Origin of the sequence: Ornithinimicrobium carbonis (assembly GCF_050703245.1) — a bacterium.
Classification (GTDB): domain Bacteria; phylum Actinomycetota; class Actinomycetes; order Actinomycetales; family Dermatophilaceae; genus Ornithinicoccus.
Genome location: NZ_CP192647.1, coordinates 2,268,474 through 2,284,493, shown reverse-complemented (window position 1 = coordinate 2,284,493; position 16,020 = coordinate 2,268,474). Strand labels below are relative to the sequence as shown.

Here is a 16,020-nt window from a genome sequence, read left to right as displayed (position 1 = left end):
CTGGACGGTCGGTGCGGCCGCCGGCCCGGGGCCGGCACGGCATACCCCGACCTTAGCCGCTCACCCCTGGACGCGCGCCCGTTGCCGACTCTTGCCGGGGCGGCCCCGGGAGGCCCACCGGGGGGTCGTGGGTGCCGGGCCGGGCACGGCCCCGGGTACCATCGAAGGACGTCAGCGTCCCGTGGGGACGACGCCTGCCACCCGAAGGACACCGTGACCACGCTCGACCCGCGCCCCGCGCCCGACGGACCCGCCGACGTCACCGTCGGAGCCTCCCGAGGACGCACCTGGCGGGACGTGCTCCGCGACTACGTGGCGCTCACCAAGCCCCGGATCATCGAGCTGCTGCTCGTGACCACCTTCCCGGTGATGTTCCTGGCCCAGCGGGGGGTCCCGCCGGTGTGGCTCATCGTGGCCACCCTGGTCGGCGGCACCCTGGCGGCCGCGTCGGCCAACGTGCTCAACTGCTACCTCGACCGGGACATCGACGCGCAGATGAACCGCACCTCGGCCCGGCCGCTGGTCACCGGCACCGTCAGCCCGCGGGCCGCCCTGGTCTACGGCGCGGTCCTGGGCGTGGCGTCGGTGCTCTGGCTCGGCCTGCTCGTCAACTGGGTCTCCGCGTGGCTCGGCCTGGCCGCGATCGCGCTCTACGTCGTCTTCTACACGATGATCCTCAAGCGGCGGACCAGCCAGAACATCGTCTGGGGAGGTGTCGCCGGGTGCGTGCCGGTCCTCATCGGCTGGTCGGCCGTCACCGGGTCGGTCTCGTGGGAGGCCGTCATCCTCTTCCTCGTCGTCTTCTTCTGGACGCCGCCGCACTACTGGCCCCTGTCGATGCGCTTCCGCGAGGACTACGCGGCGGCCGGGGTGCCGATGCTGCCGGTGGTCGCCGAGGACGTGGCCGTGGGGCGGCGGATCGTGGCCTACGCCTGGGTGACCGTGCTCACCTCGCTGGTGCTGGTCCCGGTCGCCCCCATGGGCTGGATCTACACGGTGGTCGCGCCGTCGTCTCCGGCGCCCTCTTCGTCGTCGAGTCGCACCGGCTGCTGGGCCGCGCCCGCCGGGGGGTCGCGGGTCCGGCGCTGGGGGCGATGCGGCTGTTCCACTACTCGATCAGCTACCTGACGCTGCTCTTCCTGGGGGTCGCCGTCGACCCGCTGATCCACCTCCCGCTGGCGCTGTGACCCCCGACCTTCCTCCGTGCCCCGGCGACCCGGGTGCCCCCGTCGGAACTCCCCTGGAAGCGTGACCCGATGACCGCCCCGACCTCGACCACCCCCACCACGACCCGGTTCACGTCCGTGCTGGGCCGGCTGCTGCCCGCACGGCCGGACGGGTGGCTGCGTGCCACCGCGTGGGCCTCCCTCCTGGCCAACGCGCTCCTGGTGCTCACCGGAGGGCTCGTGCGCCTCACCGGATCCGGGCTGGGCTGCCCCACCTGGCCCCGCTGCACCGACGACTCCTGGACCTCCACGCGGGAGATGGGGCTGCACGGGGCGATCGAGTTCGGCAACCGGCTGCTGACCTTCCTGCTCGTGGCGATCGCCGTCCTCACCTTCCTGGCCGTGTGGCGCTCGCGGCGGACCCACCCGGGGATGCTGTCCCTGGCCGTGGCGCTCGCCGCCGGGATCGTCGTCCAGGCCGTCGTCGGGGGGATCACCGTGCGGACCGGGCTGAACCCGTGGGTCGTCGGCATCCACTTCATGCTCTCGGCGGTGATGATCGCGGTCGCCGCGGTGCTGGTGGGGCGGGCCCGGCGGGCGTCCCTGCCGCAGGTGGCCCTCGAGCAGCGCGCCGGACAGGTCCACGGGCGGTCGGCCGGCCGGCTGCGCGGCACCGCGGTGGCCGTCGCCGTCCTCGCGTTCGTCGTCGTCTACGTCGGGACGCTGGTCACCGGCACCGGCCCGCACGCCGGGGACTCCGGGCAGGTGGCCCGGCACACCTTCGACGCCTACGTCGTCACGCGCTTCCACAGCGTGCCGGCCTACCTGCTGCTGGCGGTCACCGTCCTGGGCCTGGTCCTGGCCGCCCGGCAGGGCTGGCCCTCCCCGGTGCGGCGGTCGTTCGCGCTCCTCGGTGCCGTGCTGATCGTCCAGGGGCTGATCGGCTACTACCAGTTCTTCACCGGCCTCCCCGTCGCCGCGGTGGCCCTGCACCTGGTCGGTGCGGCGGTGCTCGTCGCGGTCGTCGGCACGGTGCTCGACCGGGCGTATGCGGTCTCGGCCCCCGCGGGCGACGGGGTCGGCGACGACGCCCGGACCGGGGCGACCACGGCCGTCTGAGGGCAGACCGCGACCGTCTCGTCCGGACGGCGGGTGGGGGTCGACCGTCCTCGACCTCGTGCGGGCCGTCCGTCTGCGGCCTCGTGGGTGCCGTCCCTCTGTGGCCCGTGGGTGCCGTCCGTCTGCGGCCCGTTCGACTGCCGCTGCGGCGTGTCGCGTGCTGCAGGAACGGGGTCAGAGCGCGCGACACGCCGCAACGCTGACGGCACGGTGCGCGACACGCCGGGGGCGCTCGGACCGGGCTCGGTCCGTCCGCTCGGACCGGGCTCAGTCGGACCAGCGCAGGGCGCGGCGGGCCACGAGGCCGGCGACCAGCGCCCAGGCGAGCAGCACCAGGGCGGGGACGACGGCCAGCCGGCCCTCGACGAGGGCCGCCCGCAGCCCGTCGCCCAGGGCCGCGGACGGCAGCCACCCGACGACCGCGGCGACGGCCGGCGGCAGCATCGAGCTGACCGGCAGGAGGACCCCACCACCGGCGGCCAGGAGCACCCAGACCAGGTTGGCCAGGGCCAGCACGGCCTCGGCCCGCAGCGTCCCGCCCAGGCAGGCGGCCAGCAGCGCGAAGGCCGCGGCGCCCAGGACGACGACCACGGCGGCGGGCAGCAGACCGCCCGGGCCGGGTCGCCACCCCAGCAGCGCGGCCACCCCGCCGAGGACGATGAGCTGGACGGCGATGACGACGAGCACGGACAGGGCCTTGGCGAGGAGCAGCCCGCCGCGGCCCAGCGGGGTGGTGCCCAGCAGGCGCAGGACCCCCCACCGGCGTTCGAACGCGAGCAGGATCGCCTGACCGGTGAAGGCGGTGGACATCACCGCCAGCGCCAGCACCCCCGGCGTCAGCACGTCGATGCGCTCCCGGCCGGCCCAGGGTCCGGTGGCCAGGTCTGGATAGGGCACCAGTGCCAGGGCCACGAGCGCCATCAGCGGCAGGACGAGGGAGACGACGAGCTGCTCCCCGTGGCTGAGCAGGCCGCGCGTCTCGAACCCGGCCTGCGCCAGCACCCGGCGGGCCGGGGAGGCCGGCGGCGAGGCGGCCGACGCCGGGGAGGCGGGCGGAGGGGCCGACCCGGTGGGTGCGGTCCCGGTCACCGGACCGCCTCGCTGTCGGCGAGCCGGAAGTAGGCGGCCTCCAGCCCCTCCGGACCGGCGACCTCCGCCAGCGTGCCGTCGGCGACCACCCTCCCGGCGACCACGATGACGACGCGGTCGGCGAGGCGCTCGGCCTCGTCGAAGGAGTGGGTGGTCACGACCGTGGCGCAGCCGTCGGCGGCGGTCTCGGTGATGATGGCGTGCACCTCGCGGCGGGCGTGCGGGTCCAGGCCCGCGGTCGGCTCGTCGAGGAAGGCGACCTCGGGCCGGCCGACGAGCGCCGCCGCGAGCGCGACGCGCTGACGCTGCCCGCCGGAGAGCCGACGGACCGTCGTGCGCGAGAAGGAGTCGATGCCCAGCCGGCGGACAAGCCCGGGAACGTCCGCGGGCCGCTCCCAGAACCGGGCGAGGTGCTCCAGCAGGGCCACCGGACGGACCGACTGCGGAAGGCCCCCGTCCTGGAGCATCACCCCGACGCGCGCCCGGTGGGCGGCGGCCGCGCCCCAGGGGTCCTGGCCCAGGACGCGCACCGTCCCGCCGTCGGGCCGCTGCAGGCCCACGGCGATCTCGACCCCGGTCGTCTTGCCGGCGCCGTTGGGTCCGAGCACGCAGGTCACCTCACCGGCGCGGGCCGACCAGGTCAGTCCGCGCAGCGCCTCGACCGCCCCGAACCGACGGACGACCGCGTCCATCTGCACGGTGGGAGGGGGAGCGCTCACGGACGGCAACTCTAGTTGGTCGTGGCCGGACGCCCTGCTTGGACCTGGAGCAGAAATAGGACACAATGGCATGGTGAATTTGGTCGAGGTGCAGGCGGAGTCCCGGACCCGGGACCGCGTGCGCCGCGCCGTGGGGGAGCAGGGGCCGGTCTCGGCGAGCGCCCTGGCCAAGGGGCTCGGACTGACCGCCGCCGCCGTCCGGCGCCACCTCGACGCCCTGGAGCACGACGGCGTCATCGTCGAGCACGTGCCCTCCGGCGGCGCGCCGCGCGGACGGGGTCGTCCCGCCCGGGCCTACGTGCTTACCGCGCAGGGCCAGGAGCAGTTCACCACCGCCTACGACGGCGTGGCCACCGCCGCCCTGCACTACCTCGCCGACACGGTGGGGGAGAGCGCCGTCGAGAGCTTCGCCGACCAGCAGGTCGTCGAGCTCGAGGGTCGCCTGCGCACCGCGATGGCGCGTCACCTGCAGGCTGCGGACGCCGACCCGGAGGACCTGGACGCGCGGGCCTCCGCCCTGGCCGCAGCCCTCTCCGAGGAGGGGTATGCTGCCTCGGCCCGCCCGGTCGGACCCGGTGCCGGGCCGGCCGGCATCCAGCTGTGCCAGGGCCACTGCCCCGTGCGGTCGGTGGCCTCGGAGTTCCCGCACTTCTGCGAGGCCGAGACCGGGGCGATCTCCCGCATCCTCGGGGTGCACGTGCAGCGGCTGGCCACCCTGGCCGGCGGGGAGCACGTGTGCACCACGTTCGTGCCGACGGGCGCCGTCGGCACCCGGGGTCCCACCCCGCAGGAGCGCGCGCGGGCCCGGCCCTACGTCATACCCCGCGCCGGCGCAGCACCCACGGCCGCCACCAGCACGACACCGAGCACCACGACCCACGACCACCACGCCGACGAGAGGTCTGAGCGATGAGCACCAACATCGAGGAGCTGAACCCGGGTCTGAAGGACCTGGGCACCTACGAGTACGGCTGGGCCGACAGCGACGTGGCGGGAGCCACCGCACGGCGCGGCCTGTCCGAAGAGGTCGTCCGCGGCATCTCCGGCATGAAGGACGAGCCGGCCTGGATGCTGGAGCAGCGGCTGAAGGCGCTGCGGCTCTTCGGCAAGAAGCCGATGCCGCACTGGGGCGCCGACCTGTCGGACATCGACTTCGACAACATCAAGTACTTCGTCCGCTCCACCGAGAAGCAGGCCACCAGCTGGGAGGACCTGCCCGAGGACATCAAGAACACCTACGACCGCCTGGGCATCCCCGAGGCCGAGAAGCAGCGGCTCGTCGCCGGCGTCGCCGCGCAGTACGAGTCCGAGGTCGTCTACCACCAGATCCGCGAGGACCTGGAGGAGAAGGGCGTCCTGTTCCTGGACACCGACACCGCGCTGCGCGAGCACGAGGAGCTCTTCCGTGAGTACTTCGGCTCGGTCATCCCGGTGGGCGACAACAAGTTCGCCTCGCTGAACTCCGCGGTCTGGTCCGGCGGCTCGTTCATCTACGTCCCCAAGGGCGTGGAGGTGGACATCCCGCTGCAGGCCTACTTCCGGATCAACACCGAGAACATGGGCCAGTTCGAGCGGACGCTGATCATCGCCGACGAGGGTTCCTCGGTGCACTACGTCGAGGGCTGCACCGCGCCGATCTACAAGACCGACAGCCTGCACAGCGCGGTCGTGGAGATCATCGTCAAGAAGAACGCCCGCGTGCGCTACACGACCATCCAGAACTGGTCGAACAACGTCTACAACCTGGTCACCAAGCGCGCGACCTGCGACGAGGGCGCGACGATGGAGTGGATCGACGGCAACATCGGCTCCAAGGTCACCATGAAGTACCCGGCCGTCTACCTCCTCGGCGAGCACTCCAGGGGCGAGACGCTGTCCGTCGCCTTCGCCGGAGAGGGCCAGCACCAGGACGCCGGCTCCAAGATGGTGCACGCCGCGCCGCACACCTCCTCGACCATCGTCAGCAAGTCGGTGGCCCGTGGCGGTGGCCGGTCCTCCTACCGGGGCCTGGTCCAGATCAACGAGGGGGCCCACCACAGCCGTTCCTCGGTGGTCTGCGACGCCCTGCTGGTCGACCAGATCTCCCGGTCCGACACCTACCCCTACGTCGACGTCCGCGAGGACGACGTGCAGATGGGGCACGAGGCGACCGTCTCCAAGGTGTCCGAGGACCAGATGTTCTACCTCATGTCCCGAGGCATGTCCGAGACCGAGGCCATGGCCATGATCGTGCGCGGGTTCGTCGAGCCGATCGCCCGCGAGCTGCCCATGGAGTACGCCCTCGAGCTCAACCGCCTCATCGAGCTGCAGATGGAAGGAGCCGTCGGCTGATGTCGCTGCTCATCGACGAGAAGACCCACGTGGACCCCGCCGCCCAGCTGGGCGGGGACCACCGCATCCCCGACCAGTCGCGGGCGGCCCGCACCCGGTCCTTCGACGTGGACGCCTTCGGGCTGCCCACGGGCCGTGAGGAGGAGTGGCGCTTCACCCCGGTCGACCGGCTGGGCAACGTGCTCTCCGACACGGCGACGGACGAGGGTGACGGACCCGCGGCTGAGTTCACGGTCGAGGCGCCCGAGTCGTTCGTGGCCGGCACCCTGGCCCCCGGCCAGGCGCCCCGCGGCACCGTCCTCGTGCCGGAGGACCGCGGCGCTGCCGTCGCCAGCGCCAACACCCCCGAGGCGCTGCACCTGCGCATCCCGGCCGACGTGGAGCACCCCGACCCGGTCCGGGTCCGGGTGCACGGCCGCGGCGCCGGGCGGCGCAGCAACGCGCACTACGTCATCGAGGCCGAGCGGCACAGCAAGGCCCTGGTGATCCTCGACCACAGCGGCAGCTGCGACCACACCGGCAACGTCGAGGTCGTCCTCGGCGACGGTGCCGACCTGACCGTCGTCAGCCTGCAGCGCTGGGACGACGAGGCCCTCCACCTGGGACAGCACGAGGCCCTCGTCGGGCGGGACGCGACCTACAAGCACATCGTCGTCACCCTCGGCGGCAGCATCGTGCGGGTCAACTCCAACGTGCGCTACGCCGGCCCCGGCGGCGACGCCACCCTGCTGGGCGTCTACTTCGCCGACGCGGGCCAGCACCTGGAGCACCGCTCGTTCGTGGACCACAACGCCCCCCGGTGCACCTCGCTGGTCACCTACAAGGGCGCGCTGCAGGGCGAGAGCGCCCGCACCGTGTGGGTCGGCGACGTGCTGATCCGCAAGGAGGCCGAGGGCATCGAGACCTACGAGCTCAACCGCAACCTGGTCCTCACCGACGGCGCCCGCGCCGACTCCGTGCCCAACCTGGAGATCGAGACCGGTGAGATCGCCGGAGCCGGCCACGCCAGCTCCACCGGTCGCTTCGACGACGAGCAGCTCTTCTACCTGATGTCCCGCGGCATCACCGAGGACGACGAGGCCCGTCGCCTGGTCGTGCGCGGCTTCTTCGCCGACATCGTGGCCAAGATCGGCGTGCCCGAGGTCGTCGAGACCGTCATGGCCTCCATCGACGAGGAGCTGGCCCTCACCACCGGGGCGGCCACGGCATGAGCCAGCCCGCCGTCGTCGGTCCGGAGCCGGTGCACGTCTGCGCCCTGGGCGACCTGCCCGAGGTCGGGGCGGTCGTCGCCGACCTCGGCGGGCGCCGCGTGTCCATCGCCCGCGACTCCGCCGGCCACGTGCACGCCTTCGACGACACCTGCACCCACGCCAACGTCTCGTTGGCCGAGGGCGAGGTCGAGGGCGAGCTCATCGAGTGCTGGCTGCACGGGTCGCAGTTCGACATGACCACCGGAGAGCCCAGGAGCCTGCCCGCCACCCAGCCGATCGCGGTGCACACCGTGACGCTGGAGGGCGACCAGGTCTGGGTCACCCTCGCCGACTGACCTCCTCCCGCACCCACCCCATACCCCTCTTCGTTCCCCAAGGAGCACCATGACCACCCTGGAGATCCGCGACCTGCACGTCAGCGTCGCCGACGACGACGCCACCGAGATCCTGCGCGGCGTCGACCTGACCATCAGCTCCGGCGAGACCCACGCGATCATGGGTCCCAACGGCTCGGGCAAGTCCACCCTGGCCTACGCCGTCGCCGGCCACCCCAAGTACACCGTCACCAGCGGCCAGGTGCTGCTCGACGGCGAGGACGTCCTGGCGATGGGCGTCGACGAGCGCGCCCAGGCCGGGCTGTTCCTGGCCATGCAGTACCCCGTCGAGGTGCCGGGCGTCACCGTGTCCAACTTCCTGCGCACCGCCAAGACCGCGATCGACGGCGAGGCCCCCAAGCTGCGCCACTGGGTCAAGGACATGAAGGGCGCCATGGAGCTGCTCCGGATGGACCCCGCCTTCGCCGAGCGCAACGTCAACGAGGGCTTCTCCGGCGGTGAGAAGAAGCGCCACGAGATCCTCCAGATGGAGCTGCTGCGGCCTCGGATCGCGATCCTCGACGAGACGGACTCCGGTCTGGACGTCGACGCGCTCAAGGTCGTCTCCGAGGGCGTCAACCGCGTCAAGGAGTCCACCGGCCTGGGCGTCATGCTCATCACCCACTACACCCGCATCCTGCGCTACATCGAGCCGGACTACGTGCACGTGTTCGTCAACGGCCGCGTGGCCGAGTCCGGGGGCCGCGACCTCGCGGACCGCCTGGAGGAGGAGGGCTACGACCGCTTCCTCACCGCGGGCGTCTGAGGACCCTCGGACCCCACCCCCGCCGAGGAGGTATGACGATGGGCCGGCCCACCACGCACCCGGGCACCGCGGAGCCCGCCTCCGCGACCCCCCGGCCGTTCAGCAGCACCGAGCTGACGCGCATGCGCGCGCAGTTCCCGCTGCTGGGCCGCACGGTGCGCGGGGGCCGGCCCCTCGTCTACCTCGACAGCGGGGCGACGTCGCAGAAGCCGCGGGTGGTGCTGGACGCCGAGCGCGAGTTCTACGAGCAGCACAACGCCGCCGTGCACCGCGGTGCCCACCAGCTGGCTGAGGAGGCCACCGAGGCCTTCGAGGGCGCCCGGGAGACGGTGGCCCGCTTCCTCGGTGCCGTCGCCGGTGAGATCGTCTTCACCAAGAACGGCACCGAGGGCCTGAACCTGCTGGCCTACGCCTTCTCCAACGCGGCCGCGCCCGGCGCGATGGACGGCGTCGACGAGGCCTGGGCCGACCGGTTGCGCCTGGGCCCCGGCGACGAGGTCGTGGTCACCGAGATGGAGCACCACGCCAACCTCGTGCCCTGGCAGGAGCTGTGCCGGCGCACCGGCGCGACCCTGCGCTGGATCGGGGTCACCGACGACGGTCACCTGGGCGACCCGGACGAGGTCGTGGGGGAGCGGACCAGGGTGGTGGCGCTGACCCACGTGTCCAACGTGCTCGGGACGCTCAACGACCTCGGCCCGGACTCGCCGGTCGTCGCCGCCGCCCGGCGGGTCGGCGCGCTCGTCGTCGTGGACGCCTGCCAGAGCGCGCCCCACCTGGACATCACCTCGCTGACCGCCCCCGGGTCGGGGATCGACGCCCTGGTGTTCACCGGCCACAAGACCCTGGGGCCCTCCGGCGTCGGGGTCCTGTGGGCCCGCCGCGCGCTGCTGGAGGCGATGCCGCCCTTCCTCACCGGCGGATCGATGATCGAGGTCGTGCGGATGGAGGGCTCGACCTGGGCCCCGCCGCCGGCCAAGTTCGAGGCCGGCGTGCCGATGGCCGCCCAGGCCGTCGGCCTGGCCGCCGCGCTGGAGCACCTCTCCGGCTGGGGCCTGGACCGCGTGCGCGCCCACGACACGATGCTCATGGAGCGGGCGCTGGCCGCGCTGGCCGAGCGCCCGTGGGTGCGCGTCCTCGGCCCGGGCGACCCGGGCCAGCGGGTGGGCTGCGTGTCCTTCGTCGTCGACGAGGTCCACCCCCACGACGTGGGTCAGGTCCTGGACGACGCCGGGGTGGCCGTGCGCACCGGGCACCACTGCGCCTGGCCCCTGCACCGCCGCCTGCGGGTGCCCGCCTCCACCCGGGCCAGCTTCGCGCTGTACACCACGCCGCAGGAGATCGAGGCCTGGACGGACGCCCTGGACCGGGTGCCCACGATCTTCCGGACGGGAGCGGCCTGATGGACCTGTACGGCGAGCTGATCCTCGACCACGCCAAGCGGCCCCAGCACGCCGGGCTGCGCGAGCCCTACGACGTCGAGGTCAACCACGTCAACCCCACCTGCGGCGACGAGATCAGCCTGCGGGTGCACGTGGTCGGCGAGGGGCGCGACGCGGTGCTGCAGGACGTCTCCTACGACGCCCTCGGCTGCTCCATCTCCGTGGCCTCGGCCTCGGTGCTGGCCGAGGAGTCCATCGGCCGGCCGGTCGTGGAGACCCTGGCGACCTACCGCCACCTGCACGACATGCTGACCAGCCGGGGCACCGACCCGGGCGACCCCGAGCAGATCGGCGCGACGCCGTCGCCTTCGCCGGGGTCGCGCGCTACCCCGCCCGCGTCAAGTGCGCGCTGCTGTCGTGGACCGCCTACCTGGACGCCCTCGCCCGGGCGGGGGCCGACATCTCGGCCGCCAGCACCGACGCGGGCCCCGGGCCCGGGTCGGACCGGACGGCCACCGGCGCCGGCCGGGACAGCACGCCCAGATCCTGAGAGACTGGCCCACGAGGCCGGACCGAGCACCACCGACCCCTTTGATGGAGGAACCCATGGAGACCACCGCACCGCCGAACGTGGCGGACATCGAGGAGGCCCTGCGTGACGTCGTGGACCCCGAGCTGGGGATCAACGTCGTCGACCTGGGCCTCGTCTACGGCGTGACCGTCGACGCCGCCAGCCACGTCGTCATCGACATGACGCTGACCTCGGCGGCCTGCCCGCTGACCGACGTCATCGAGGACCAGATCGCCCAGTCCCTCGAGGGTCTGGTCGCCAGCCACCGCATCAACTGGGTGTGGATGCCGCCGTGGGGACCGGACAAGATCACCGACGACGGCCGCGAGCAGCTGCGCGCCCTCGGCTTCAACGTCTGAGCCGGTGGGCCGGGCGGACGGCCCGGACGTGACGGTCGACGTCGCGCCCGAGCGCCTGGACGGCTGGCTCGACCGCTTCGCCGACTCCCACGGGGAGGTCACCTGGTCCGTCGACGACGGGCGGGGGACCTCCCCGTCGTCGTGGCTGGTGCGGGCGGCCGACGGGTCCTGGGCGCGCCTGACCGCCTGGCGCGCGGCCACGGGGGAGCGGGCGACACAGGAGTGGGCGCTCCCCCCGGCCCTGCTCGTGCTGCTGGTCCGGCGCGGAGGGTATGCCGTGGGCCTGGCCGCCCCAGACGCCTCGCTCCCCGCCTCCAAGACCGGCACCCGCCACGTGCAGTCGCGGACCGCCGCCGGGGGGTGGTCGCAGCAGCGCTACGCCCGCCGCCGGGCCAACCAGGCCGACGCCCTCGTCGAGGGGGTCGTCGGCCACGCCGTGCGCGTCCTCGAGGAGGGGGAGCGGCGCACCGGTGCCGTCGCCGGGCTGGTCCTCGGCGGCGACCGGACCCTGGCCGCCCAGGTGCTCGACACGGTGGCGACGGGGCCGCGGACCCGGCTGCACGGCATACCCCGCAGGGAGCTGTGGGACGTGCCGGACCCCCGGCGGTCGGTCCTGGAGGAGGCCGTCCGCCGGGGGCGGGCCGTGCGGGTGACGGTGCACAACGCCTGACCCGGGGCAGGGCCGGGGGCGTCGGGCGGGCTCAGCCGGCGACGGCCACCGGCTCGACGGCGTCGCGGTCGTCCCGGCGCCACGGGTCGCCCTCGCGGGGGGCGTCGTAGCGCTCCCGGTCGAGGATGCCCTGACGCTTGGCCACGATCGTGGGCACGAGCGCCTGCCCGGCGACGTTGGTCGCGGTGCGGCCCATGTCCAGGATCGGGTCGACCGCCAGCAGCAGGCCCACGCCCTCCAGGGGCAGGCCCAGCGTCGACAGCGTCAGCGTCAGCATGACGGTGGCACCGGTGACGCCGGCGGTGGCCGCCGAGCCGATGACCGCGACGAAGGCGATGAGCAGGTAGTCGGTCACGCCCAGGCTGACCCCGAAGAACTGGGCGACGAAGATCGCCGCGATCGCCGGGTAGACGGCGGCGCAGCCGTCCATCTTCGTCGTCGCGCCGAGCGGCACCGCGAAGGAGGAGTAGGCCCGCGGGACGCCGAGGTTGCGCTCGGTGACCGCCTGGGTGACCGGCAGCGTGCCGATCGAGGAGCGGGAGACGAAGGCGAGCTGGATCGCCGGCCACGCGCCGGTGAAGAACTGCCGCACCGACAGGCCGTGCATCCGCAGCAGGACCGGGTAGAGCACGCCGATGACGAGCAGCAGGCCGACGTAGACGGCCAGCGTGAAGCGGCCCAGGGAGCCGATCGTCGTCCAGCCGTAGGACACGACCGCGTTGCCGAGCAGGCCGACGGTCGCCAGCGGGGCGAGCAGGATGACCCACCACAGGACCTTCTGCACGACCGTCAGGGCCGAGCGGGTGAAGGTGAGGAACGGCTCGGCCTCCCGACCCACCTTGATGACGGCGATGCCGACCGCGATGGCCAGCACGAGGATCTGGAGCACGCTGAAGGACAGCGACACCTCGCCGTCGTCGCCGCCGCGCGCGCCCCAGGCCGAGCACGTTGGCCGGCACGATGCCGGTGAGGAAGTCGAGCCAGGAGCCGGTGCGGGAGGGCTCGGCGGCGTCGGCGGCGCTGACGCCGGCGCCGCGCGCAGGGTCGACGACCCACCCCACGACGAGGCCGATGGCGACGGAGACGAGAGCGGTGATCGCGAACCACAGCAGGGTGTTCCACGCCAGGCGGGCGGCGTCGGTGACCTCGCGCAGGTTGGCGATGCTGGAGACGATGGCCAGGAAGACCAACGGCGGCACCAGGGTGCGCAGCAGGGTGACGAAGGTGGAGCCGATGATGGCGAGGGTCTCGGAGAGCCAGGTCGGGTTCTCGGCGCTGGCGCCGGTGGCGCGGGCCACCAGGCCCAGCACCACACCGAGCACGAGGCCGATGAGGACCTGGGTGCCGAAGGACACCCGGGGGAGACGGGAGAGCACGTAAGCGGCCTTTCGGGGCGGACGGACAGGGATGCCGTGCCGCACCCGCCCAGGACGCTCGCGCTGGTCCCGGACGTCGGTGCGACACCGGGGACCAACTGCCCGCACCCGCTGGTCATTCCGCTCGCTTATGGTGATCTGAGTCACCAGTTATGAGCGGTCAGGCGTCGTAGTCGTCCACGCTGCCGGCGTTGAGCACGTCGCACTGGTTCGGGTCGCCCGAGTCGTAGCCGCGCATGAACCAGCCCATCCGCTGCTCGGAGGAGCCGTGCGTCCAGGTGTGCGGGGTCACCTGACCCTGCATGCGCTCCTGGATGGAGTCGTCGCCAACCGCCGCGGCCGCCGACAGGGCGGACTCGATGTCCTCCCGGCTCAACGGCTCCAGCAGCAGGTTGCCGTCGGCGTCGCGGGTGCGGGTGGCGTTGCCCGCCCAGGCCCCCGCGAAGCAGTCGGCCTGGAGCTCGACCCGGACGGCGCCGGACTCGGGGCCCTGCTGGTCCTGCTGGGACGCGCGCAGGGCACCGGTGTAGTTCTGGACGTGGTGGCCGTACTCGTGGGCCAGGACGTACATCTGGCTGAAGTTGCCGCCGTCGGCTCCCAGCTGGCTCTCCATCTGGGAGAAGAACCCGGTGTCGAGGTAGATCGTGCTGTCCACCGGGCAGTAGAACGGGCCGACCTGGCTGCTGGCGGTGCCGCAGCCGGTGTTCACCTGGCCCGTGAAGATGATGGCCTCGGTGGCCCCGGCGTCGGGGGCGACCTGGTCCCAGTAGTCCACGAGGGAGACCATCGTGGCCTTCATCCGGCAGTCCACGTCCTCGTTCGCGTCGGCCCCCGTCTGGCACTCGGCCAGCTCGACGTTCTCCGCCGACGACTGCGTCTGACCGCCCCCACCGCCGAGGATGGCGCCCGGGTCGCCGCCGAAGAGCATCACGACCAGGGCGAGCAGGACGGTGCCGATGCCGCCGCCGACGGCCAGGCCGCCGCCGCCGCCACCTCCGCGCCGGGCCGCGCCCGAGCCGATGTTGGCGTTCTCCCTGAAGGTCATCTGTCCGCCTCTGCCGTTCTCCTGCGCCGGTCGGGCGACCGCACGCCTAGCGCGTAGACTAACCACCCTGGTCGCCGCGCCGCACCCACAGGTGCGGGCCGACCACCATCCACGTCCTGATCCCGCCCGGGGTCGTCGTCGCGCCCCGGAGGAGGGACCCGCCATGATCACCGCCAGCGGCGTCGAGGTGCGCGTGGGCTCCCGCCTGCTCATGGAGGACGTCTCCTTCCGTGTCGGCCCGGGCGACCGCGTGGGTCTGGTGGGCCGCAACGGGGCGGGCAAGACCACGCTGACGCGCATCCTCGCCGGCCAGGGCGATCCGGCCGGCGGGACCGTCACCCGCACGGGGGACGTCGGCTACCTCCCGCAGGACCCGCGCACCGGCGACCTGGGCGTGCTCGGCCGCGACCGCATCCTCTCGGCCCGCGGCCTGGACGAGGTGATCCGCGGGATGCGCCGCGCCGAGGAGCAGATGGCCGCCGGGGAGGGCCAGGTGCGCGAGCAGGCGATGGAGCGCTACGGGCGCCTGGAGGCCCGGTTCACCGCCCGGGGAGGGTATGCCGCCGAGGCGGAGGCGGCGTCGGTCGCCAGCTCCCTCGGTCTGCCCGACCGCGTGCTGGCCCAGCCGCTCCACACCCTCTCCGGCGGTCAGCGCCGGCGGATCGAGCTGGCGCGGATCCTCTTCTCCGGGGCCTCCACCCTGCTCCTGGACGAGCCCACGAACCACCTGGACGCGGACTCGGTGGTCTGGCTGCGCGACCACCTGCGCAGCTACGTCGGCGGACTGGTGATCATCTCCCACGACGTCAGCCTCATCGACACGGTCGTCAACAAGGTCTTCTACCTCGACGCCAACCGGCAGGTGCTCGACGTCTACAACATGGGGTGGAAGGCCTACCTGGCCCAGCGCGAGGCCGACGAGCGCCGCCGGCACCGGGAGCGGGCCAACACCGAGAAGAAGGCCGCGGCCCTCATGGCCCAGGCCGACAAGATGCGCGCCAAGGCGACCAAGGCCGTCGCGGCGCAGAACATGGCCCGCCGGGCCGAGAAGATGCTCGCCGGGCTGGAGGGGGAGCGGGCGTCCGACAAGGTCGCCAAGCTGCGCTTCCCCACGCCCGCGCCGTGCGGACGGACGCCGCTCACCGCCGAGGGGCTCTCCCGCTCCTACGGCTCGTTGGAGATCTTCACCGACGTCGACCTGGCGATCGACCGCGGCTCCCGGGTCGTGGTGCTGGGCCTCAACGGGGCGGGCAAGACCACCCTGCTGCGCCTGCTCGCCGGGGTGGACGCGCCGGACACCGGCGAGGTCGTGCCCGGCCACGGGCTCAAGCTGGGCTACTACGCCCAGGAGCACGAGACCCTCGACGTGCACCGGTCGGTGCTGCAGAACATGAAGTCCGCCGCGCCGGACCTCGACGAGACCGCGACCCGCAAGGTGCTCGGGTCCTTCCTCTTCACCGGGGACGACGTCGAGAAGCCGGCCGGCGTGCTCTCCGGCGGGGAGAAGACCCGGCTGGCCCTGGCGATCCTCGTCGTCTCCGCGGCCAACGTGCTGCTCCTGGACGAGCCCACCAACAACCTCGACCCCGCCTCCCGGGAAGAAGTCCTGTCCGCGCTGCGCTCCTACGAGGGTGCGGTCGTCCTCGTCAGCCACGACGAGGGCGCGGTCCAGGCGCTCGAGCCCGAGCGGGTCCTGCTGCTCCCCGACGGGGTCGAGGACCTCTGGGGACGGGACTACGAGGACCTGATCGCGCTGGCCTGACCGGCCACGGACGAGCGGCACGCCCCCCCCGGGCGCGCCGGAGAAGGAGCGCGGATGACCATCGGCACCGGGATGCGCGG

13 protein-coding genes and 3 pseudogenes are annotated in these 16,020 nt (G+C 73.2%); 12 read left to right on the top strand and 4 right to left on the bottom strand.

Translation table 11 applies throughout. From position 1 onward, the window contains the following. The first annotated feature begins 213 nt into the window (after window positions 1-213). Together ACQ95T_RS11470 and ACQ95T_RS11465 are read left to right on the top strand one after the other, a co-directional pair. Window positions 214-1,187, top strand: a pseudogene (locus ACQ95T_RS11470) (heme o synthase). Window positions 1,188-1,256: 69 nt separating this feature from the next. Further along, window positions 1,257-2,285 carry a COX15/CtaA family protein gene (locus tag ACQ95T_RS11465; protein WP_425943540.1) on the top strand — a complete coding sequence of 343 codons (1,029 nt, stop codon included), beginning with the start codon at window positions 1,257-1,259 and terminating at the stop codon, window positions 2,283-2,285. Window positions 2,286-2,552: 267 nt separating this feature from the next. On the opposite strand, the gene ACQ95T_RS11460 is transcribed toward ACQ95T_RS11465, so the two are convergent. After that, window positions 2,553-3,374, bottom strand: a complete 822-nt coding sequence (locus ACQ95T_RS11460) for an ABC transporter permease (RefSeq protein WP_425943538.1) — start codon at window positions 3,372-3,374, stop codon at window positions 2,553-2,555. After that, on the bottom strand, window positions 3,371-4,066 hold the full coding sequence (locus tag ACQ95T_RS11455) for an ABC transporter ATP-binding protein (RefSeq protein WP_425943728.1): 696 nt from the start codon (window positions 4,064-4,066) through the stop codon (window positions 3,371-3,373). Before ACQ95T_RS11455 ends, ACQ95T_RS11460 begins: the two co-directional genes overlap by 4 nt. Before the next feature lie 100 nt (window positions 4,067-4,166). Between ACQ95T_RS11455 and ACQ95T_RS11450 the strand changes: the two genes are divergently transcribed. The 9 genes and pseudogenes from ACQ95T_RS11450 to ACQ95T_RS11410 all read left to right on the top strand — a co-directional run bounded on the left by ACQ95T_RS11450 (window position 4,167) and on the right by ACQ95T_RS11410 (window position 11,757). Continuing rightward, window positions 4,167-5,006: a helix-turn-helix transcriptional regulator gene (locus tag ACQ95T_RS11450; protein ID WP_431472947.1), complete on the top strand. Its 840-nt coding sequence runs from the start codon at window positions 4,167-4,169 to the stop codon at window positions 5,004-5,006. Continuing rightward, on the top strand, window positions 5,003-6,424 hold the full coding sequence (gene sufB, locus ACQ95T_RS11445) for a Fe-S cluster assembly protein SufB (RefSeq protein WP_425943534.1): 1,422 nt from the start codon (window positions 5,003-5,005) through the stop codon (window positions 6,422-6,424). Before ACQ95T_RS11450 ends, sufB begins: the two co-directional genes overlap by 4 nt. Beyond that, window positions 6,424-7,635 (top strand): Fe-S cluster assembly protein SufD, encoded by a 1,212-nt coding sequence (sufD, locus tag ACQ95T_RS11440; RefSeq protein WP_431472946.1) that lies wholly within the window; start codon window positions 6,424-6,426, stop codon window positions 7,633-7,635. The genes sufB and sufD overlap by 1 nt, the downstream gene beginning before the upstream one ends. Then, window positions 7,632-7,970 (top strand): non-heme iron oxygenase ferredoxin subunit, encoded by a 339-nt coding sequence (locus ACQ95T_RS11435; RefSeq protein ID WP_425943530.1) that lies wholly within the window; start codon window positions 7,632-7,634, stop codon window positions 7,968-7,970. The genes sufD and ACQ95T_RS11435 overlap by 4 nt, the downstream gene beginning before the upstream one ends. Window positions 7,971-8,019: 49 nt before the next feature. Further along, window positions 8,020-8,775, top strand: coding sequence for a Fe-S cluster assembly ATPase SufC (sufC, locus tag ACQ95T_RS11430; protein WP_425943528.1), 756 nt, complete (start codon window positions 8,020-8,022; stop codon window positions 8,773-8,775). Window positions 8,776-8,813: 38 nt separating this feature from the next. After that, complete coding sequence (locus tag ACQ95T_RS11425) at window positions 8,814-10,178, top strand: aminotransferase class V-fold PLP-dependent enzyme (protein ID WP_425943526.1); 1,365 nt, start codon at window positions 8,814-8,816, stop codon at window positions 10,176-10,178. Then, a pseudogene (gene sufU / locus ACQ95T_RS11420) lies at window positions 10,178-10,707 on the top strand (Fe-S cluster assembly sulfur transfer protein SufU). Before ACQ95T_RS11425 ends, sufU begins: the two are co-directional and overlap by 1 nt. A 56-nt stretch (window positions 10,708-10,763) precedes the next feature. Beyond that, window positions 10,764-11,087, top strand: coding sequence for a metal-sulfur cluster assembly factor (locus tag ACQ95T_RS11415; RefSeq protein WP_425943522.1), 324 nt, complete (start codon window positions 10,764-10,766; stop codon window positions 11,085-11,087). Between the two features lie 4 nt (window positions 11,088-11,091). Next, window positions 11,092-11,757 carry an acVLRF1 family peptidyl-tRNA hydrolase gene (locus ACQ95T_RS11410; RefSeq protein WP_431472945.1) on the top strand — a complete coding sequence of 222 codons (666 nt, stop codon included), beginning with the start codon at window positions 11,092-11,094 and terminating at the stop codon, window positions 11,755-11,757. Between the two features lie 31 nt (window positions 11,758-11,788). Here ACQ95T_RS11410 and ACQ95T_RS11405 read toward each other — a convergent pair. Together ACQ95T_RS11405 and ypfJ are read right to left on the bottom strand one after the other, a co-directional pair. Then, window positions 11,789-13,133: pseudogene (locus ACQ95T_RS11405) on the bottom strand (dicarboxylate/amino acid:cation symporter). A 160-nt stretch (window positions 13,134-13,293) separates the two neighbouring features. Next, window positions 13,294-14,178 (bottom strand): KPN_02809 family neutral zinc metallopeptidase, encoded by an 885-nt coding sequence (gene ypfJ / locus ACQ95T_RS11400; protein WP_425943516.1) that lies wholly within the window; start codon window positions 14,176-14,178, stop codon window positions 13,294-13,296. Window positions 14,179-14,341: 163 nt separating this feature from the next. On the opposite strand from ypfJ, the gene ACQ95T_RS11395 reads away from it, so the two are divergent. Next, entirely contained in the window at window positions 14,342-15,940 is a 1,599-nt protein-coding gene (locus ACQ95T_RS11395) for an ABC-F family ATP-binding cassette domain-containing protein (RefSeq protein WP_425943514.1), read from the top strand. Window positions 15,941-16,020 lie beyond the last annotated feature (80 nt).